Source organism: Kitasatospora papulosa (genome assembly GCF_000717245.1).
GTDB lineage: Bacteria > Actinomycetota > Actinomycetes > Streptomycetales > Streptomycetaceae > Streptomyces > Streptomyces papulosus.
Window position 1 is genome coordinate 1,049,751 of record NZ_JNYQ01000004.1, and the last position, 17,447, is coordinate 1,067,197.

The 17,447-nt window shown below is 71.7% G+C and carries 19 protein-coding genes; 10 read left to right on the forward strand and 9 right to left on the reverse strand.

Annotation, left to right across the window (positions count from 1 at the left end; genetic code table 11):
• Positions 1–66: 66 nt before the first annotated feature.
• The gene (locus tag IA22_RS0116075; protein WP_014154777.1) at positions 67–1,095 is read right to left on the reverse strand and encodes an aldo/keto reductase; all 1,029 of its coding nucleotides are present in this window, start codon (positions 1,093–1,095) and stop codon (positions 67–69) included.
• Positions 1,096–1,206: 111 nt separating this feature from the next.
• Between IA22_RS0116075 and IA22_RS0116080 the strand changes: the two genes are divergently transcribed.
• Positions 1,207–1,818 (forward strand): TetR/AcrR family transcriptional regulator, encoded by a 612-nt coding sequence (locus IA22_RS0116080; RefSeq protein ID WP_030123972.1) that lies wholly within the window; start codon positions 1,207–1,209, stop codon positions 1,816–1,818.
• Here IA22_RS0116080 and IA22_RS0116085 read toward each other — a convergent pair.
• From IA22_RS0116085 to IA22_RS0116095, 3 genes are all read right to left on the reverse strand, one after another.
• Positions 1,806–2,831: a hypothetical protein gene (locus tag IA22_RS0116085; RefSeq protein WP_014154779.1), complete on the reverse strand. Its 1,026-nt coding sequence runs from the start codon at positions 2,829–2,831 to the stop codon at positions 1,806–1,808. The two genes, IA22_RS0116080 and IA22_RS0116085, sit on opposite strands and share 13 nt — an antisense overlap.
• Before the next feature lie 172 nt (positions 2,832–3,003).
• Positions 3,004–3,417 carry a hypothetical protein gene (locus tag IA22_RS0116090; protein WP_014154780.1) on the reverse strand — a complete coding sequence of 138 codons (414 nt, stop codon included), beginning with the start codon at positions 3,415–3,417 and terminating at the stop codon, positions 3,004–3,006.
• Between the two features lie 138 nt (positions 3,418–3,555).
• Positions 3,556–4,395, reverse strand: a complete 840-nt coding sequence (locus IA22_RS0116095) for an alpha/beta fold hydrolase (RefSeq protein ID WP_030123973.1) — start codon at positions 4,393–4,395, stop codon at positions 3,556–3,558.
• Positions 4,396–4,587: 192 nt separating this feature from the next.
• Between IA22_RS0116095 and IA22_RS36800 the strand changes: the two genes are divergently transcribed.
• The 3 genes from IA22_RS36800 to IA22_RS0116115 all read left to right on the forward strand — a co-directional run bounded on the left by IA22_RS36800 (position 4,588) and on the right by IA22_RS0116115 (position 7,906).
• The gene (locus IA22_RS36800) at positions 4,588–4,968 is read left to right on the forward strand and encodes a VOC family protein (protein WP_030123974.1); all 381 of its coding nucleotides are present in this window, start codon (positions 4,588–4,590) and stop codon (positions 4,966–4,968) included.
• Positions 4,969–5,462: 494 nt separating this feature from the next.
• Positions 5,463–7,157 carry a sensor histidine kinase gene (locus IA22_RS0116110; RefSeq protein WP_030123975.1) on the forward strand — a complete coding sequence of 565 codons (1,695 nt, stop codon included), beginning with the start codon at positions 5,463–5,465 and terminating at the stop codon, positions 7,155–7,157.
• Positions 7,158–7,252: 95 nt separating this feature from the next.
• The gene (locus IA22_RS0116115; RefSeq protein ID WP_014154784.1) at positions 7,253–7,906 is read left to right on the forward strand and encodes a response regulator transcription factor; all 654 of its coding nucleotides are present in this window, start codon (positions 7,253–7,255) and stop codon (positions 7,904–7,906) included.
• A 31-nt stretch (positions 7,907–7,937) separates the two neighbouring features.
• Here the strand turns inward: IA22_RS0116115 and IA22_RS0116120 are convergent, their stop codons facing one another.
• Positions 7,938–8,432 carry a hypothetical protein gene (locus tag IA22_RS0116120; protein ID WP_014154785.1) on the reverse strand — a complete coding sequence of 165 codons (495 nt, stop codon included), beginning with the start codon at positions 8,430–8,432 and terminating at the stop codon, positions 7,938–7,940.
• Between the two features lie 225 nt (positions 8,433–8,657).
• Between IA22_RS0116120 and IA22_RS0116125 the strand changes: the two genes are divergently transcribed.
• The 4 genes from IA22_RS0116125 (at position 8,658) to IA22_RS0116140 (ending at position 12,317) form a co-directional block, all read left to right on the forward strand.
• Positions 8,658–9,305, forward strand: a complete 648-nt coding sequence (locus tag IA22_RS0116125) for a hypothetical protein (protein ID WP_015578242.1) — start codon at positions 8,658–8,660, stop codon at positions 9,303–9,305.
• A gap of 119 nt (positions 9,306–9,424) precedes the next feature.
• Positions 9,425–10,255 (forward strand): ammonia-dependent NAD(+) synthetase, encoded by an 831-nt coding sequence (nadE, locus tag IA22_RS0116130; RefSeq protein WP_015578241.1) that lies wholly within the window; start codon positions 9,425–9,427, stop codon positions 10,253–10,255.
• Between the two features lie 46 nt (positions 10,256–10,301).
• Positions 10,302–11,276 (forward strand): prolyl aminopeptidase, encoded by a 975-nt coding sequence (gene pip / locus IA22_RS0116135; protein WP_015578240.1) that lies wholly within the window; start codon positions 10,302–10,304, stop codon positions 11,274–11,276.
• Between the two features lie 45 nt (positions 11,277–11,321).
• Entirely contained in the window at positions 11,322–12,317 is a 996-nt protein-coding gene (locus IA22_RS0116140; RefSeq protein ID WP_014154789.1) for an aldo/keto reductase, read from the forward strand.
• Positions 12,318–12,469: 152 nt separating this feature from the next.
• On the opposite strand, the gene thpR is transcribed toward IA22_RS0116140, so the two are convergent.
• The 3 genes from thpR to IA22_RS0116160 all read right to left on the reverse strand — a co-directional run bounded on the left by thpR (position 12,470) and on the right by IA22_RS0116160 (position 15,048).
• Positions 12,470–13,051: an RNA 2',3'-cyclic phosphodiesterase gene (thpR, locus tag IA22_RS0116150; RefSeq protein WP_030123976.1), complete on the reverse strand. Its 582-nt coding sequence runs from the start codon at positions 13,049–13,051 to the stop codon at positions 12,470–12,472.
• A 130-nt stretch (positions 13,052–13,181) separates the two neighbouring features.
• A complete protein-coding gene (locus IA22_RS0116155) occupies positions 13,182–14,516 on the reverse strand; it encodes an MFS transporter (RefSeq protein ID WP_014154791.1) in 1,335 nt (444 codons plus the stop codon).
• 91 nt (positions 14,517–14,607) lie between these two features.
• Complete coding sequence (locus tag IA22_RS0116160; RefSeq protein WP_014154792.1) at positions 14,608–15,048, reverse strand: MarR family winged helix-turn-helix transcriptional regulator; 441 nt, start codon at positions 15,046–15,048, stop codon at positions 14,608–14,610.
• Positions 15,049–15,182: 134 nt separating this feature from the next.
• Between IA22_RS0116160 and IA22_RS0116165 the strand changes: the two genes are divergently transcribed.
• Positions 15,183–15,398 carry a hypothetical protein gene (locus IA22_RS0116165; protein ID WP_030636013.1) on the forward strand — a complete coding sequence of 72 codons (216 nt, stop codon included), beginning with the start codon at positions 15,183–15,185 and terminating at the stop codon, positions 15,396–15,398.
• 40 nt (positions 15,399–15,438) lie between these two features.
• Here IA22_RS0116165 and IA22_RS0116170 read toward each other — a convergent pair whose 3' ends face one another.
• Positions 15,439–16,890, reverse strand: coding sequence for an NCS2 family permease (locus IA22_RS0116170; RefSeq protein ID WP_014154794.1), 1,452 nt, complete (start codon positions 16,888–16,890; stop codon positions 15,439–15,441).
• 176 nt (positions 16,891–17,066) lie between these two features.
• Here IA22_RS0116170 and IA22_RS0116175 point away from each other — a divergent pair, with 176 nt between their 5' ends.
• Complete coding sequence (locus tag IA22_RS0116175) at positions 17,067–17,354, forward strand: DUF2530 domain-containing protein (protein WP_014154795.1); 288 nt, start codon at positions 17,067–17,069, stop codon at positions 17,352–17,354.
• The last annotated feature ends 93 nt before the right edge of the window (positions 17,355–17,447 follow it).

Below are 17,447 nucleotides of genomic sequence, written 5' to 3' on the forward strand. Positions count from 1 at the left end.
CGTTCGTGGCGGGGCCCGGCCCCTCCTCGCGGGCGCCCCCGGCACGGTGCGCCCCGCACCGCCCGCTCAGGCGGCCGAGCGCTCCTCGATCCGGCGGCGGCGCAGATGGGCGTGCTCGATCGCCGGCGGGGCGTAGGCCATGTCGAGCGTCCCGATGTCGGTGCCCGGGGGCACGATGGCGTCGATCCGGTCGAGGGTCTCGTCGTCCAGCTCGGTCTCCGCGCCCGCGAGGAGGTCGTCGAGGTGGTTCATGGTGCGCGGGCCGATGATCGCCGAGGTGACGCCCGGGTGGGCGATCGCGAAGGCGGTCGCCAGGTGCGTCAGCGGCATCCCGGCGTCCTCCGCGACGGGGATCAGCGCCTCGACCGCGTCCAGTCGGCGCTCGTCACTCAGGTGCTTGAAGCCGTAGGCGGCACGGTGGGTGTCGGGCGTGAGGCCCTTGCGGTAGCGGCCCGTGAGCAGTCCGCCGGCGAGCGGGCTCCAGACCAGGGCGCCCATGCCGTAACGCTCGCAGGCGGGGAGCACCTCGCGCTCGATGCCCCGGTTGAGGATGGAGTACGGCGGCTGTTCGGTGCGGAAGCGCTCCAGGCCGCGCCGCTCGGAGACCCACTGCGCCTCGACGATGTCCGAGGCGGGGAACGTGGACGCGCCGATGCTGCGCACCTTTCCCGCGCGCACGAGGTCGGTGAGCGCGGAGAGCGTCTCCTCCACGTCGGTGTCCGGCGACGGCCTGTGGACCTGGAACAGGTCGACGTGGTCGGTACCCAGGCGCCGCAGGGAGTCCTCCAGCGCGCGGACCAGCCAACGGCGCGAATTGCCGCGCTGGTTGGGGTCGTCCCCCATCGGGAGATGGGCCTTGGTCGCCAGCACGACCTCGTCCCGGCGGCCCTTGAGCGCCTTCCCGACGATCTCCTCGGACTCACCGCGCGAGTAGACGTCGGCGGTGTCGACGAAGTTGATGCCCGCGTCGAGTGCCTTGTGGATGATCCGGACGGACTCCTCGTGGTCGGGGTTGCCCATGGCGCCGAACATCATCGCGCCCAGGCAGTACGGACTGACCTTGATGCCGGTGCGGCCCAGCGTGCGGTACTTCATGACGGTCCTCGCCCCTTGGTGAACGCCCTGTGCGGACGTTAGGCTGAATAAACGGAACAACGTTCAGCAACGACAATACGGAACAGTGTTCCGTTTAGCAAGGGAAGTGCCGTGCGCGAGGACACGACGCGGGAAGCCGACCCCGGCGCCGCCGGCGGAGCGGCCCCGAAGAAGGTGCGCGCCGACGTGCGGCGCAATACGGACGCCCTGCTCACAGCGGCGGCGGAGGTCTTCCTCACCTCGGGGGTGGACGCGCCGGTACGCCAGATCACGACGAAGGCCGGCGTGGGCGCGGGCACCCTCTACCGTCACTTCCCGCAGCGCTCCGACCTCATCGCGGCGGTCTTCCGGCACGAGGTCGACGCCTGCGCCGACGCGGCCCCCTCCCTCGCGGCGGAGTACGGACCGGCCGAGGCGCTCACCCGGTGGCTGCAGCGCCTGGCCCTCTTCTTCGCCACGAAGCGAGGGCTCAGCGCCGCGCTGCACTCGGGGGACTCGACCTACGACAGCCTCCCCGCCTACTTCGAGCAGCGCTTCATGCCCGCGCTGACCGGACTCATCGACGCGGCGGCCGAGGCGGGCGAGATCCGCTCCGACGTCACGCCGGACGACCTGCTGGTCGCGACCCGCAATCTGGCCGTGCCCGAGGGTGAGGACGACACCGGGCACACGCGGCGGATGATCGCCCTGCTCGTCGACGGGCTCCGCTATCAGGCGCGGTGAACCGCGCCCTCGCCCCCGGCGCGTGACGCGCCGAGCTTCGCGAAGCGCTCCCGCCACGGCAGCGGTTCGGGCTCGGCCTCGACCAGGTGTTTCCGTTGCTCCCAGCGTTCCCACGCCGCGCGGCGACGGCAGGGGCCGCACTCGGTCTCGTCGGAGAGCGGCCGGAAGACGTGTACGTCGTCCTCCGGGCCGGCCGCGGTGCAGGCGACCAGCTCCGCGACGCGGGGCGGAGCGGCGGCGGGCTCCGGAGAAGGCGCGACAGGGAGTTCCGGCGGCATCCTGTGCAGCAGCCTGAACCGCAGGAAGCCCACCGCCGACCGCACACCCCCGCCGGGCAGCTCCGTGGTCAGCGCACGCCGCAGCTCGCCCGCCGACACCCCGCGGAGCAGCCAGCGGCCCGCGAGCTCCGCCAGTCCGCGCGCCTCCTTCGCCCCGAGGTACAGCTCCCGCCGCACATGACGCAGCGACAGCAGGACACGCTCACCCTCGGCCGCTTCCGGACCGAGCGCGTCCTGGAGCCCGGCGTCCTGGAGCCCGGCTCCGCAGAGGATTTCCGGCCCGGCTTCGGAGGGTGGGTGGGGAGAGTTCTTCTCCCGTTCTTCCTCCACCGGTAGTTGACGACCGGCCACCCGGCCGACCGGTCCACCGACCGTCGGTTTCCGGGCACCCGGAGGCTCCTCGGTCCGGCCGTGGCGCAGCACGGAGGCCTCCTCCGGCGTGAGGGGGACGTTGGACAGCAGCTGCTCCGTCACCCAGCGCCCGCGCTCCCCCTGATCGCGCCACTCATGGACGTAACCGTGCGCGACCAGCTGTTCCTTGGACCTCTGGTAGGCCCGGCCGGTGATGCCGAGCTTGCGGGCGTGCTCGCTGAGCGGCCGCGCGGCCGCTTCCTCGGGGAGCCCCTGCACGGCGAGGAGCAGAATCTTCGCGTCGCTGGTGAGCCGCGGATGACGGACGACGTCGTGCGAAGCCTTCGTGTAGCGCCGGGAGGGCGCGATAGCATGCCGAAGCATCTCGGTGGACTCCTGATCCACTCGTGGGTGAAGGCCCTCGGCCGAGTGTTGGTAGCACTCCCGGGGGCCGCCCGCGCACTGCATATGCACGGAACGTGATGACGCGATTACGGTACCGCACGCCGTGAGTACCGTTTCGCATATGCCCCGATGGCACCGATGACGGCCCGACTCACCCCGCCAGCAGGGCCACCGCCACCTCGTGCAGCAGCTTCACCTCCACGAACGGCGCCTCCCTGGTGGGCCGCGAACGCCAGTCCAGGGGCCACGTCCTGCCCTCCAGCGCCGGGATCCCCACGAAGGCGTCGCAGCGGAGGTCCCGCCCTATCAGCCGCGCCCTGATCGGCCACCGGTACGCGGCGGCACTCTGCGGCGGCAGCAGGAAGTACGTACTCCTGTCACCGACCCCCGACCGCACGATCGGGCCCGCTCGGAAATCGGTGAACTGCATCAGCTCGTAGGCCACTTCGTCGCCCGCGGACCCGATGACGCGTACGGCGTCGAAGTGGACGCCGACGTGCCGGAGCGCGTGTCCGCTCGCGGGAACCCAGCAGGGGGCGGGGCCCGGTGAACTCCTCTGATCCATGAGCCAAGCGTGCCGACGAACCGGCGACGTGACCAGCGTCACAAGCCAACTGTGCACGGTTGTGTACTCAGGAGGTGGAGTTGTGCGCTCCGGTGGAGTCGGAAGTGGTGACGCGCGCCCCCGCACTTCCGGGCCGCCCTAGCTCATCTTCAGGAACTCGGTGATCTGCGGGGCGATCTTCCGCGGTGTCATGACGACGGCACCGTGGCCGAGTCCGGGCAGAACACGGTGGTCGGCCCGCGGCAGGATCTCCGTCACGGCATCGGCGGCACGCCGGAAGGCGGCCGGGCTCTTCCCGCCGGTCAGCACTCGGGTCGGCACGGTCACCCCCTGCCACTCCTCGGGGCGCAGCGGCTCGCCCCGCTGGGTGTCACCCATGACCGCGATGTCGTAGGGCAAGGTACGGGCCATGCCGGTGAGGTTCGCCCAGACCTTGGGCATGAGCTTCATGAAGAACACGGCGGCACCGGGCATGCCCTGCACCCTGGTCATGAAGTACCTGACCGCGTCGCCGTCCCGGCCGTCCGCGAGCAGCGCGTTCACCTGCTGCGCGAGATCCCCGGGCGGCCCGTCGTCACCGTCGGCGACCACGAACGGCGGCTCGTACAGCGCCAGACGGTCGACGTCCACTCCGGCGGCGGCCGCGCGCAGGGCGAGGACCGCTCCGGAGGACGAGCCGAACAGCGACGCCGAACCGCCGACGTGCGCGACCAGGGCGGCGATGTCCTCGATCTCCCGGTCGGGGGTGTAGGAGTCCGCGTCACCGCTGGCACCCCGTCCCCGCCGGTCGTAGTTGATCACGGTGAAGTCCTCCGCGAGGAGCGCGGCGAGCTTGGCGGTGTCGGAGCGGTCCGCCAGCGCCGAGGCCACCAGGATGACGGCCGGCCCTGTGCCGGACCGGTCGAACGCGATCTCCGTACCGTCGGCGGAGACGACCAGGTCTCCGGTACCGGCCGACCGCTCTCGGGCTGATGCCATGTGTGTCTCTCCGTTGCGTGCAGGGCCAACTGGGGCCGTATCACTGGGTCGTGAGGTGCTGCTGATACGACCCTCGCAGAGCGCGGAACTCATCGGTGCCGCGGACGTCGGAGGGCGCACGAGGCCGGCCGCCCCGGAGGAATCCGTGCGATCCGGTGGCGTCCGCCCCGGATATCGGGGAGGCTCGCGCCCATGGTCTCGGTGGTGCAGAACGTGGCGATCGACTGTGCGGATGCCTATGGGCTGGCCCGGTTCTGGAGCAGTGTGACCGGCAGCCCGCTGGATCCGGAGGCGGCGCCGGGCAGCCGGGAGACACAGGTGCTGCTGCCGGAGGGCCCGATGCTCTACTTCAACCAGGTACCCGAGGCCAAGACGGTCAAGAACCGTGTCCACCTGTGTCTGCGCCCGGAGACCTCACGCGACCCGGAGGTGGAGCGGCTGACCGGCCTCGGAGCCACGCTGGTCGACGATCTGCGGAATCCCGACGGCTCGGGCTGGGCCGTCCTCGCCGACCCCGAGGGCAACGAGTTCTGCGTCCTGCGCAGCGAGTCGGACCGGGCGGCCACGAGCTAGGCGGTCTCCGGCGGGTCGGCTCCTGCGCCGAGCCGGACGGCTCCCGGTCCTTCGACATGGCCCTCGCCCTGTGTCCTCACCCGGCGCCCCATGACGTGACTCCCCCGGGACGGCCGAGCCCGTGGCCCCGCCGTCACGCGGCCACGGCGGCCGCGTCGACGGCCGGCGCGCGGAGCGTCCTGCGTGCGGTCCCGAGGCTCGTGCCGAAGGTGACCACCGTGGCGGGACACATGGGGCGTACGCCCCGGACCTGGGGGTGGCGCTGGGTACACCCGGCCCGGGGGGAGGCCCCCGCGCTCGCACCGGCCGGCCGTCGGCGAACGACTTTCGTCGTCGGTGGCCGCGACCAACGGCCACAGCGCTACCGGGCCCGGGGGCCCTACCGTGGCCGCGTGACTCGTGTGGAAACCATGACCTCTCCAGCACCTTCCGAGCAGAAGCGCACGGTGAGGCCGTTCCGGGCCGTGCCGGGGCGGGCTCTCCTCACCGCCCGCATGTGGCCGGCCGGGCGCGTCGTCGGCGAACCGCTGCTGAGCCTCTTCCTGGCCCTGCTGGCCGCGGGTACAGCGGTCGTGGACCACCAAGGCACCGCGGGGGCCGTCGGCATCGGGCTCGGCGTCGCGCTCCTGTCACCGCTGCGCCGGGTGCTGCCCGCGACGGTCCTGCTGGTGACCGCCGTCGGCTGCGCCGGGATCAGCGGCTTCACACCGCTCCTCGTCGTGGCGTCCTGGTCGGCGGGGCGCCGGATCGACGGGCTCGGCAGGGCGGCCGGCGTCTTCACCCTCGCCTACGGCGCGCTCCTGGGCCTGTCCGTCGTGTGGGAGCTGCCGCACTTCTCGCTGTCGCTCACCGCGTTCGCCGGACTGCTGCTGCTGATCCCGGTCGGGCTGCCCGGACTCGCCGGCCGCTACTGGTCGCAGCGCAGGACCCTGACCGAGACCCTCGACGAGTACAACGCCCAACTGCTGCGTGAGCGCGCGATGATCGCCGGGCACGCCCGGATCCGGGAGCGCCAGCGCATCGCCCAGGACATGCACGACAGCCTGGGCCACCAGCTCGCCCTGATCGCGGTGCACACGGGGGCGCTGGAGGTGGACCGCGAACTGACGGGGGCCCAGCGCGAGGCCGTGGGTGTACTGCGCGAGGCGTCGGTGGCCGCGATGCACGAACTGCGGGACGTGGTGGGCGTGCTGAGGGACGGGGTCGCGGCCCCCGGCCCGGCCGGCGTCCGGGACACCGGCGCGTACGGCGAGGACCCCGGTACCCAGGCACGCGGGGTGGCCGGCGTCGACGGCCTGGTGGACGCGTCCCGGAGGGCGGGGGCGGACGTCGAGCTGCGCCGGTCGGGGGACGTCCGCACGCTCGCCCCGACCACCGGTCAGGCCGCGTACCGCGTGGTCCAGGAGGGCCTGACCAACGCGCACAAGCACGCCCCCGGCGCGGCGATCGTCGTCGGGCTGCGCTACGAACCGGACTCGCTCGTGGTGGAGGTCGCCAACGGCCCCGCCGCGGAGCCGGTGAGCGGGGTGCCGAGCGGACGCCAGGGGCTGACCGGGCTGGAGGAACGGGCCCGGCTGGTGGGCGGCATGGTGCACGTGGGCCCCACCCCGCACGGCGGATTCCGGCTGGCGGCCGTGCTTCCGTACACCGCGCAGGGCGGCGATCCCGCGAGCGCTCCGCACGACGACGCCGTGACGACGTTCGTAGCGGCCACGGACGACTTTCGGGCGCAGAATCCGGCGGGTCACCCGGGCGACAGTGATGCCGTCACCGACCGGAACTGTCTCCCGAAGGAGTTGGCCAGAGCAATGAGCAGGACCAAGAGGGGCAACGGAATAGCGATCGGCTGCGGGCTGGCGGCCCTGGCCGGCGTCGTGCTGGTGGGCGCGGTGGTCGTCGGAGGGATCTTCCTCATGCGTGAGGCGGACAAGGCCATGATCGAGCCCAAGCAGTACGAAGCGGTGAAGGTCGGTCAGTCCGAGGCGGAGGTACGCGCCCAGCTGCCGAGCGGCGACTCCCTCATGCGTCCCGGATCGCTCGCGGACGCGCCGCCCGCACCCGAGGGTTCGACCTGTCTCGTCCTCCTCTCCACGGAGTTGGGGAGCAGCATGGACACCGAACCGGTGTTCCGGTTCTGCTTCAAGGACGGCAGACTGATCGAGAAGACGACCTTCGAGGTCGAGAGCTGAGGGGGCCGGCCCCTCGGTGTCCGGCACGCCCGCCGGATCGAGGATGATGACGGGGTGCCCGCAGGTATGACCGCTCAGGACCGTGCAGGAGAGTCGTGATCAGGGTTCTTGTCACGGATGACGAGCCGCTCATTCGGGCGGGCATCAGGATGATCCTCTCCTCGGCCGACGACATGGAGGTCGTCGCGGAGGCGGCGAACGGACGCGAGGCGGTCGACATCGCCCGGTCGCAGCGGGTGGACGTGGCGCTGCTGGACATCCAGATGCCGGTCATGGACGGCCTGACGGCCCTGGCCGAGCTGCGCCGGTCCGCCCCCGAGGTGCGGGTGCTGATCCTGACCACGTTCGGGGAGCGGCAGAACGTCCTGCGGGCCCTGGGCGCGGGGAGCGCGGGCTTCCTGCTGAAGGACTCGGCACCCGCGGAACTCATGCGGGCGGTGCGGGCGGCGGCGGCCGGAGAGGCCTATCTGTCGCCCGGCGCCACCCGGCACGTCGTCGACTCCCTGGCGTCCGGGGGGACCGCCGACCGTGCCGAGCGGGCACGCCGGAGGCTGGAGAAGCTGACGGTCCGCGAACGCGACGTCCTGACCCTGCTGGGTGAGGGGCTGTCCAACGCGGACGCCGGGCAGCGGATCCATATGAGCGAGGCGACGGTCAAGACCTACGTGAGCCGCATCCTCGCCAAGCTGGAGTGCGACAACCGGGTGCAGGCCGCCCTGCTGGCCCGGGACGCGGGCCTCGGGACCTGAACGGCGGCCGGGCGGCGCCGCTTCCGTCCCGTCAGCGCTCCGGGAACGGCTCCCCGCACGCACTGCAGAACTTCGGCGTACGGTCCGCCGACAGCCGCCCGCACTCCGGGCACACCAGGTCCAGCATGCACGGCGCCTCACCGCCCTCGTGGGCGGGAGCGCGTACGGCCGCCCCGACCGCGAGCCCCGGACGTCTGCGGTGCACCGTGAGATAGGTCAGCCCCACGGGTCCGGCCTCCAGGGAGCGGCGCGAGGTGCGCGGCAGCCAGGTGACCGTCGTGGGGACGAGGCTCAGTGTGCCGCCGGCCTCCGTGCGCAGGGTGCCGGTGCCCGCGAGGACGACGAGGAGGACGTCCAGGACGTCCTCCTGGTGCTCACCGACCCTGTCGCCCGGCGGCAGGCGGACGACGTTGGCGTCCAACTCCCGCCCCTGCTCGGCGAGTCGCCAGAGCGCACCGCGCTCGTCGGGGGCGGCGGAGGCGAGGACCTCGTCCAGCACCGCCAGCACCTGCGGGGTGGCGTTCACGCCGCGGCCTCCTCGTCGTAGCGCTCGCAGGCCTCGTGGCCGGGCCGAAGTCGCTCTCCGCCCGATGCCGCACGGCGGAGAGGGGCCGTTCCCACCTGCGGGCGGCCGACGCCCACGAGGTACGTACTTACCGGAGGAGCGTAACTCCTCCCGGGGCCGCGGGACGGAGTGACCTGCGAAACCCGCAGGTCAAGAGGGCACAGGGCGGACGGAGTTCCTCCGTAAGTGGAGGCCTCCGCCCACCGGACGGAATCCCTGGGAGGGGCCGGGCGGCCGCTGTACTCTCGCCCCATGATCCAGCCGACGCCCTCGACAGCCCCGGTCCCGGACGCCGAGTGCGTCGCGCTCACCCGGACCCTGCGCCGCCGGGGCACCGTGGTCCTCTCGGTGTTCGCCCTCGTCTGGACCTTCGCGGGGGCGTCGGGGCTCGCCTCGCCGGGCGCCGCCCTGGCCGTCGAGATCCTCGCGGTGCCGGTCACCGCGGCGGCGATCGTGCTCGCCTACCGCAAGGGCGCCGCCCCGTCACCCCGCGTGGTCGACCTGCCCGCGAACTGGGCGCGTTCGGTCGGCATCGTCAACGTCGTCGAACTCGCGGCGATCTTCGCGGTGATCGCCGCGTCCAACGCGTCGGGCCACCCCGGGTTGATCCCGCCGTGCATCGCGCTCGTGGTCGGTCTGCACTTCGTCCCGCTGGCCCGTCTCTACGACCAGTGGCAGTACAAGGGCACGGCGGCGCTCCTCGGCGCCGTCGCCGTCCTGGGCCTCGCGCTCCTCGCGGCCGGGTTCTCGGACGAGAGCGTGCGCGCCGTGGTGGGGCTGGCCTCCGCGGTGACGCTGTGGGCGTCCGCGTACCACGTGGCCGTCAAGGGCTGACGGTCCCACGCAACAGGAACCCGGCACCCGGTCAGGCCCGGCCGCCGCCCGTCCCCGGCCGGCGGCCCCTGGGTAGGGTGGGCCCGACAGCGCATCGTGAACCGGAACGAGGAACAGACGTGAGCGAGTCGGCGGCCATCGCCCTGCAGCAGGAGATCGCCCGCGAGCTCGAGGTCGCGGAGACCTTCGAGGCCGAGAAGGAGATCGAACGCCGTGTGGCGTTCCTGACCGAGCGGCTGACCTCCACCGGCCTGCGCTCCCTGGTCCTCGGCATCAGCGGAGGCGTGGACTCCACCACCGCCGGCCGGCTGTGCCAGCTCGCCGTCGAGCGCGCCCGGGCGGCGGGCCACGAGGCGCGGTTCTACGCGATGCGTCTGCCCTACGGGGTCCAGGCCGACGAGCACGACGCCCAGCTCGCGCTCTCCTTCATCCGGGCCGACCACGTGCTCACCGTGGACATCAGGCCCGCGACCGACGCCACGCGGGAGTCCCTGCTCACCGGCGACGTGGCCTTCCGCGACCCCCACCACCAGGACTTCGTCCTCGGCAACGTCAAGGCCCGGCAGCGCATGATCGCCCAGTACGCGGTGGCCGGCGCGCACAACGGCCTCGTCGTCGGCACGGACCACGCGGCGGAGGCGGTCTCCGGGTTCTTCACGAAGTTCGGCGACGGCGCCGCCGACCTGGTGCCGCTGACCGGGCTGACGAAGCGCCGGGTGCGGGCCGTCGCCGAGACGCTCGGCGCACCCGCCGAGCTGGTCGGGAAGGTGCCGACGGCCGACCTGGAGACCCTCGCCCCGGGCAAGGCGGACGAACACGCGCTCGGCGTCACCTACGACGCGATCGACGACTTCCTGGAGGGGAAGCCGGTGGACGAGCAGACCTTCGAGACGATCGTCGGCCGCTACCGCCTCACCGACCACAAGCGCCGGCTGCCCATCGCCCCCTGACACGCGGGACGGCACTCCGGACGGCCGACCGAAGGGAACCGCCGCCGTGGACAGGAAGCCCGACGAGAAGTATCCGCCGATCGAGCCCTACGAGCAGGGGATGCTGGACGTCGGCGACGGCAACCTCGTCCACTGGGAGGTCTGCGGGAACCCTGCCGGGAAGCCCGCCCTCGTGGTCCACGGCGGGCCCGGCTCGGGATGCGGCACCCGCCCCAGGCAGTACTTCGACCCGGACCGCTACCGCGTCGTGCTCTTCGACCAGCGCAACTGCGGCCGCTCCACCCCGCACGCGAGCGACCCGGCCGCCGACCTCTCGCACAACACGACGGCGCACCTGATCGCCGACATGGAGCGGCTGCGCGAGCACCTCGGCATCGACAAGTGGCTTCTGTACGGCGGCTCCTGGGGCTCCACCCTGATCCTGGCGTACGCGGAGCAGCACCCGGAACGGGTCTCGGAGATCGTGATCGCCGCCGTGACGACGACCCGGCGCAGCGAGATCGACTGGCTGTACCGGGGAGCGGGTCAGATCTTCCCCGAGGCCTGGGACCTGTTCCGGGCGGGCGTCCCGGAGGCCGAGGGCCCCGGTGACCTCGTCGCCGCGTACGCACGCCGGACGGAGAGCCCCGATCCGGAGGTGCGGGCGAGGGCGACGGCCGACTGGTGCGCCTGGGAGGACGCGGTGCTGTCCATGGAGGCGTACACGGGCCCGCCCCCGTACGCCGGCCGGCCCGGCCGCGACCAGCTGGCGTTCGTACGGATCTGCGCGCACTACTTCGCGCACGCCGCGTGGCTGGAGGAAGGACAGCTGATCCGCGACGCGGGCCGCCTCGCGGGGATCCCCGGCGTCCTGGTGCACGGCCGCTTCGACCTGGGCGGACCGCTGACCACGGCCTGGGAGCTGGCGAAGGTCTGGCCGGACGCCGAGCTGACGGTGATCGACGCCGCCGGCCACCTGGGCGGCCCCGCCACCTCCCGGGCGGTCCTGGCCGCTCTGGACCGGTTCGCGCGGCGCGTATGAGACCGACGCTTGCATAGAGCGCGCTCGAAGGAGTTGGGTTGGACCATGAAGTACACGCAGCTCGGACGCACCGGACTCAAGGTCAGCCGCCTCGTCCTGGGGACGATGAACTTCGGCCCCCAGACCAACGAGAGCGACAGCCACGCGCTCATGGACGCCGCCCTGGAGGCGGGCGTCAACTTCTTCGACACCGCGAACGTCTACGGCTGGGGTGAGAACAAGGGCCGCACCGAGGAGATCCTCGGCACCTGGTTCGCCCAGGGCGGCGACCGCCGCGACAAGGTCGTCCTCGCCACCAAGGTCTACGGCAACATGGGTGCCGACGGCGAGGCCTGGCCCAACCACGACAAGCTGTCCGCCCTGAACATCCGCAGGGCCGTCGACGCCAGCCTCAAGCGGCTGCAGACGGACCACATCGACCTGTACCAGTTCCACCACGTCGACCGGGACACCCCGATCGACGAGATCTGGCAGGCCGTCGACGTACTGATCCAGCAGGGCAAGATCCTCTACGCGGGCTCGTCCAACTTCTCGGGCTACAAGATCGCCCAGGCCAACGAGCGGGCCGCCCGGCGCGGCAGCTACGGCCTCGTCAGCGAGCAGTGCATCTACAACCTGATGGAGCGCGGGGCCGAGATGGAGGTCATCCCGGCCGCCCAGGAGTACGGCCTCGGCGTCATCCCGTGGTCCCCGCTGCACGGCGGGCTGCTCGGCGGCGCGATCCGCAAGGAGCGCGAGGGCGGCGGCGCCCGGTCCACCTCCGGCCGGTCCGGCGACGCACTGGCCGACCCGAAGGTGCGGGCGCAGATCCAGGCGTACGAGGACCTGCTGGAGAAGCACGGCCTGGAGCCCGGCGAGGCGGGCCTGGCCTGGCTGCTGACCCGGCCCGGCGTCACGGGACCGATCTCCGGCCCGCGCACCCGGGAGCAGCTCGACTCGGCGCTGCGCGCGGTGGAGCTGGAGCTGTCGGACGAGGTGCTGACGGCCCTGGACGAGATCTTCCCCGGCCCGGGCCCGTCGCCGGAGAACTTCGCCTGGTAGGAACGGCAGGGCCGTGCGTGTGCGGTCTCCGCCCCGGGGTTCAGCCCCCGAGGGCGGAGGCCGCCGCCACGACGACGAACATCAGCACGAGCACGGCGGCCATGATGCGGTTTCTGGTCTTGGGATCCACCCGACGAGCGTAACCGGCCCGCTCACCCGCCCAGCGGCCAGGCCCGCACCACCCGGTACCTCGGCTGCTCCCCCGGCACCCCGTCCACCGGCAGGTCGCTGCGTACGAGACCGATCTCGCCGACCTCCCACGGGGTGCCGTCGAAGTCCTCCAGCGCGGCCGTGTACGGGGCCAGGTCTGCCTGCGCCCTGCTGCGGGCCAGGGTGAGGTGCGGGGTGTGGCGCTGGTGCTCCTCCATCGGGATCCCGGACCTGCGCGCGGCGGCCGCGGCCCGCTCCGCCAGCAGCCGCAGGGTGCCGAGGCCGCCCTCCGCCCCCGCCCACAGGACGCGCCCGTCGAACCGGCCGCCGCCGCGGATCCGGAGCGGGAACGGCTCGGTGCGGTGCGCGGCCCGCTCCAGTCGTGTGTGCAGCGCGGGCAGCAGCTCCTCGTCGACGTTCCCGAGGAAGGCCAGCGTGTAGTGCCAGCCCTCACGCGCGGTCCAGCGGAGGTCCATGGCTCCGGGCAGCCGGTGCAGCGGGGCGACGGCTCCGGCGAGCTCGTCCGCCGCGGGGCCGGGCGGCAGGACGGCGACGAAGAGTCTCTGACTGCGCGTACCGCTCATGCGGCGAGTGTCCCAGCGCCGCCCCGTGTCCGGGAAGGCCCCGGCCCCTCGCCGTCCGTGGCTCCGCGCGGCCGGAACGCGGACGCCGCCCCCTCCGGCGCGGAGGGGACGGCGGGTACGGGAGCGGCGCTCAGGCAGCCGTGGCCAGCTGCTCGCGCGGGACGAACCGCACGTGAGGGCGGCCCGGACGCAGGTCGACCTTGAGCCGCAGGCCGCCGACGCGGGTCAGCGCGAAGCCGACGCCGAGTGCGGCCAGCATCGAGATCGCACCGCCGGCCGCCATGCCGGTCCTGGCGCCGTAGGCGTCGCTGATCCAGCCGACGATCGGGGCGCCCACGGGGGTGCCTCCGGCGAAGACCATCATGTAGAGGCTCATGACCCGGCCCCGCATCTCCGGGTCCGCGGCCATCTGGACGCTGGTGTTCGCGCTGATGTTGGTCGTCAGCCCGATCATGCCGATCGGGACGAGCAGCAGCGAGAACAGCCAGACCGACGGCGACAGCGACGCGGCGATCTCCAGCGCGCCGAACAGGGTGCCCGCGGCGACCAGCATCCGCAGCCGCGAGGAGCGGCGGCGGGCGGCGAGCAGGGCTCCGGCGAGGGAACCGGCGGCCATGAGGATGTTGAAGAACGAGTACATCCCGGCGCCGCCGTGGTAGATCTCGTCGGCGAACGCCGTCAGCCAGATCGGGAAGTTGAAACCGAAGGTGCCGACGAAGCCGACCAGGACGATCGGCCAGATCAGCTCGGGCCTGCCCGAGACGTAGCGCAGTCCTTCGCGCAGCTGCCCCTTGGCACGCTTGACCGTCACGGACGGGTGGAGCTCGTCCGTCCGCATCATCATCAGGCCGATGAGGGGCGCCGCGAACGACAGGCCGTTCAGGAGGAACGCCCAGCCGCTGCCGACCGTCGTGATCAGGACACCCGCGACGGCGGGGCCGATCAGCCGGGCGGACTGGAAGTTCGCCGAGTTCAGGCTGACCGCGTTGCGCAGCTGCGCGGGGCCGACCATCTCGGAGACGAACGACTGGCGGGCGGGGTTGTCGACGACGGTCACCATGCCGAGGAGGAAGGCGACCAGGTAGACATGCCAGACCTCGACGACGCCGGAGAGGGTCAGGACGGCGAGTGCGATGCCGCACAGGCCGAGCGCTGCCTGGCTGATGAGGAGCAGCCGCCGCTTCGGGAGCCGGTCGGCGATGACGCCGCCGTACAGGCCGAAGAGGAGCATCGGGAGGAACTGGAGGGCCGTGGTGATACCGACGGCGGTTGCGGACCCGGTGAGGCTCAGGACGAGCCAGTCCTGCGTGATGCGGGACATCCAGGTACCGGTGTTGGAGATCACGGCGCCCGTGGCGAACAGGCGGTAGTTGCGGATCTTCAGCGACGAGAAGGTCCCGCCGGTCTTGCTCTCGTGGGTGGAAGTCGGTGCGGGGGCGGAGTCTGCTCCGGATCCCGTACTCAAAAGAGTTCGCCTCCTCAGGCGTATACGAAGTGCGGTCCGACGGGAGGTGGGCGGGGCACCGCGGGTTGCCGACCCGCGCGCCCCACCGGTGTCACAGGTGGGCGAGCTTCTCCAGCACGGGCGCGGCGGCCCGCAGCTTCTCCCACTCCTCCTCGTCCAGGCCCTCGGCGAGGTCGGCCAGCCAGGCGTTCCGCTTGTCGCGGCTCTCGGCGAGCATGGCTTCCGCCTGCTCGGTCCGGCTGACCATCTTCTGCCGACGGTCATCGGGGTGCGGTTCCAGTCTGACCAGGCCCTTGGCTTCCAGCAGCGCGACGATCCGGGTCATCGACGGCGGCTGTACGTGCTCCTTGCGGGCCAGCTCACCGGGAGTGGCCGAACCGCAACGGGCGAGTGTGCCGAGCACCGACATCTCGGTGGGGCTCAGCGACTCGTCGACCCGCTGGTGCTTCAGGCGACGGCCCAGCAGCATCACGGCGGAGCGGAGGGAGCTCACGGCGGCGGCACTGTCGCCGTCGTGGATCAGGTCAGGCATGTTCCTTAGCGTAACTCATTAGCAATGCTAAATACCAACTGGTGGTACACGCGCGAGAAACTGATCACCCGAACGAGTGAGTATGGGGCGGAAAGAGGCGCGAAAGTGCCGTGTGTGCCGCGACCCTGCATGGCATGGGATCGACAGTGCTCAGCCTGCGCATAGACGGTGAGCTGCTCGAGCGGCTCCGCCGGCACGCCGCCAGACGCGGCATGACCGTCCAGGACTACGTGGTCCGGACGCTCGTCCGTGACGACTTCGACGAGCGCTTCCACGCCGCCGTCGACGAGACGGAGAAGTTCTACGGGGCGGAACCCCGTCACGCGGACCCGGCCGACCGGGTCACATGACGGGATTCCGCCCCGCAGGGGTGGAGACGTCCTCAGGCGCTCACGTGAGGCCGAGCGCCGGCATCGCGTAGTAGAAGACGAAGACCGCGGACACCACGTACATGGCCGCCGGGACCTCGCGGCCGCGGCCGGCCGCCAGGCGCATCAGGCTGAAGGCGATGCAGCCGATGCCGATGCCGTTGGTGATCGAGTACGTGAGCGGCATCATCAGCATCGCGAGGAACGCCGGGATCGCGAGGGTCATGTCGCCCCAGTCGACGTCCCGGACATTGCCCGCCAGGATCAGGAACCCGACCGCGACCAGGGCCGGGGTGGCCGCCTGCGAGGGGACCATCGTCGCCAGCGGTGTCAGGAACAGCGCCACCGTGAAGAGCAGACCGCTCACCACGCTCGCAAGACCCGTACGCGCACCCTCACCGACGCCCGCCGTGGACTCCACGAAGCAGGTCGAGGCCGACGAGGAGCTGAGGCCACCCGCGGCGACGGCGACACCGTCGACGAGCAGGACCTTGTTGATGCCCGGGAAGTTGCCGTCCTTGTCCATCAGCTTGGCCTCGTCGCCGACACCGAGGATGGTGCCCATCGCGTCGAAGAAGCAGGACAGCAGCACGGTGAAGACGAAGAGGACGCCGGTCAGCAGACCGACCTTGCCGAAGCCGCCGAACAGGCTGACCTCGCCGAGCAGCCCGAAGTCGGGTGACGACACGGGGTTCCCCGGCCACGCCGGGACGGTCAGGCCCCAGGCGTCGGCCGGCAGGTCGGCGACGGCGTCGATGACCAGCGCCACGACCGTCATGACGACGATGGAGAGCAGGATCGCGCCGGGCACCTTGCGGACGATCAGCGCGAGGGTCAGCAGCGTGCCGAGGATGAAGACCAGGACGGGCCAGCCGTTGAGGTGGCCGTCGTTGCCGAGCTGCAGCGGCACCGTGGTGTGCGCGGCGTCCGGGATGCGGGAGACGAAGCCCGAGTCGACCAGACCGACCAGCAGCACGAAGAGGCCGATGCCGATCGCGATGCCCTTGCGGAGCGAGCGCGGCACGGCGTTCATCACGCGCTCCCGCAGCCCGGTCGCCACCAGCAGCATCACGACGATGCCCGCCAGGACGACCATGCCCATCGCGTCCGCCCAGCTCATGCGGGGGGCGAGCTGGAGGGCGACGACGGTGTTGACGCCGAGGCCGGCGGCGAGCGCGATCGGCACGTTGCCGATGACGCCCATCAGGAGCGTGGAGAACGCGGCCGTCAGCACGGTGGCCGTGACGAGCTGGCCGCCGTCGAGCTGGTGGCCGTACATGTCCTTCGCGCTGCCGAGGATGATCGGGTTCAGCACGATGATGTAGGCCATCGCGAAGAAGGTGGCGAATCCGCCACGGATCTCGCGTGCGACCGTCGACCCCCGCTCGGAGATCTTGAAGTAGCGATCGAGGACGCCGTGCGGCTGCTGCGGCATCGGAGGCTGATCGACCGGAGCGGTGGCCGAGGAGGACATGTATGACCTTCAGTCGTGCATCGAGGGGACGAAAACAGTCAGATTTGGATGTTCACACGAATAATTCGAGTCATCCACAAGCAGATTCAGTATGAATACATAAGTCGAAGATCGCTATCTCCGCGCGTAGATCCTTGGGCCGTCTGGCTCGCGGCACCCGCGGCTAGACTGATCGCATGGAGAAGTGGACACCCAAGCACGAGGCGCCCGAGCCCCTGGAGGGACCGGTCGTCGCCACCGTCACCGGGGGCACGATCCTCTGGTTCGTCCTCTTCGTGGTCCAGGTGCCCTTCTACGGCTGGTTCGACGACCGCGGCCACGCCTGGTGGATCTGGGTCTGTCTGGCCGGCGCCGGACTCGGCCTCATCGGCATCTGGTACGTCCGCGGCCGTGACGCGGCGATCAGGCGCGCGGCCGAGCGGGCCGCCGCCGAGGAGTCCGCTCCGGACACCGCGCACCACTGACGGCCTGCGCCCGGTGCGGCCGCACTCCCTCCGCGGGAGGGGCCACCGCGTACGACCAGGGGACCATTCCGCTCCTCCCCCGGTCTGATCTTC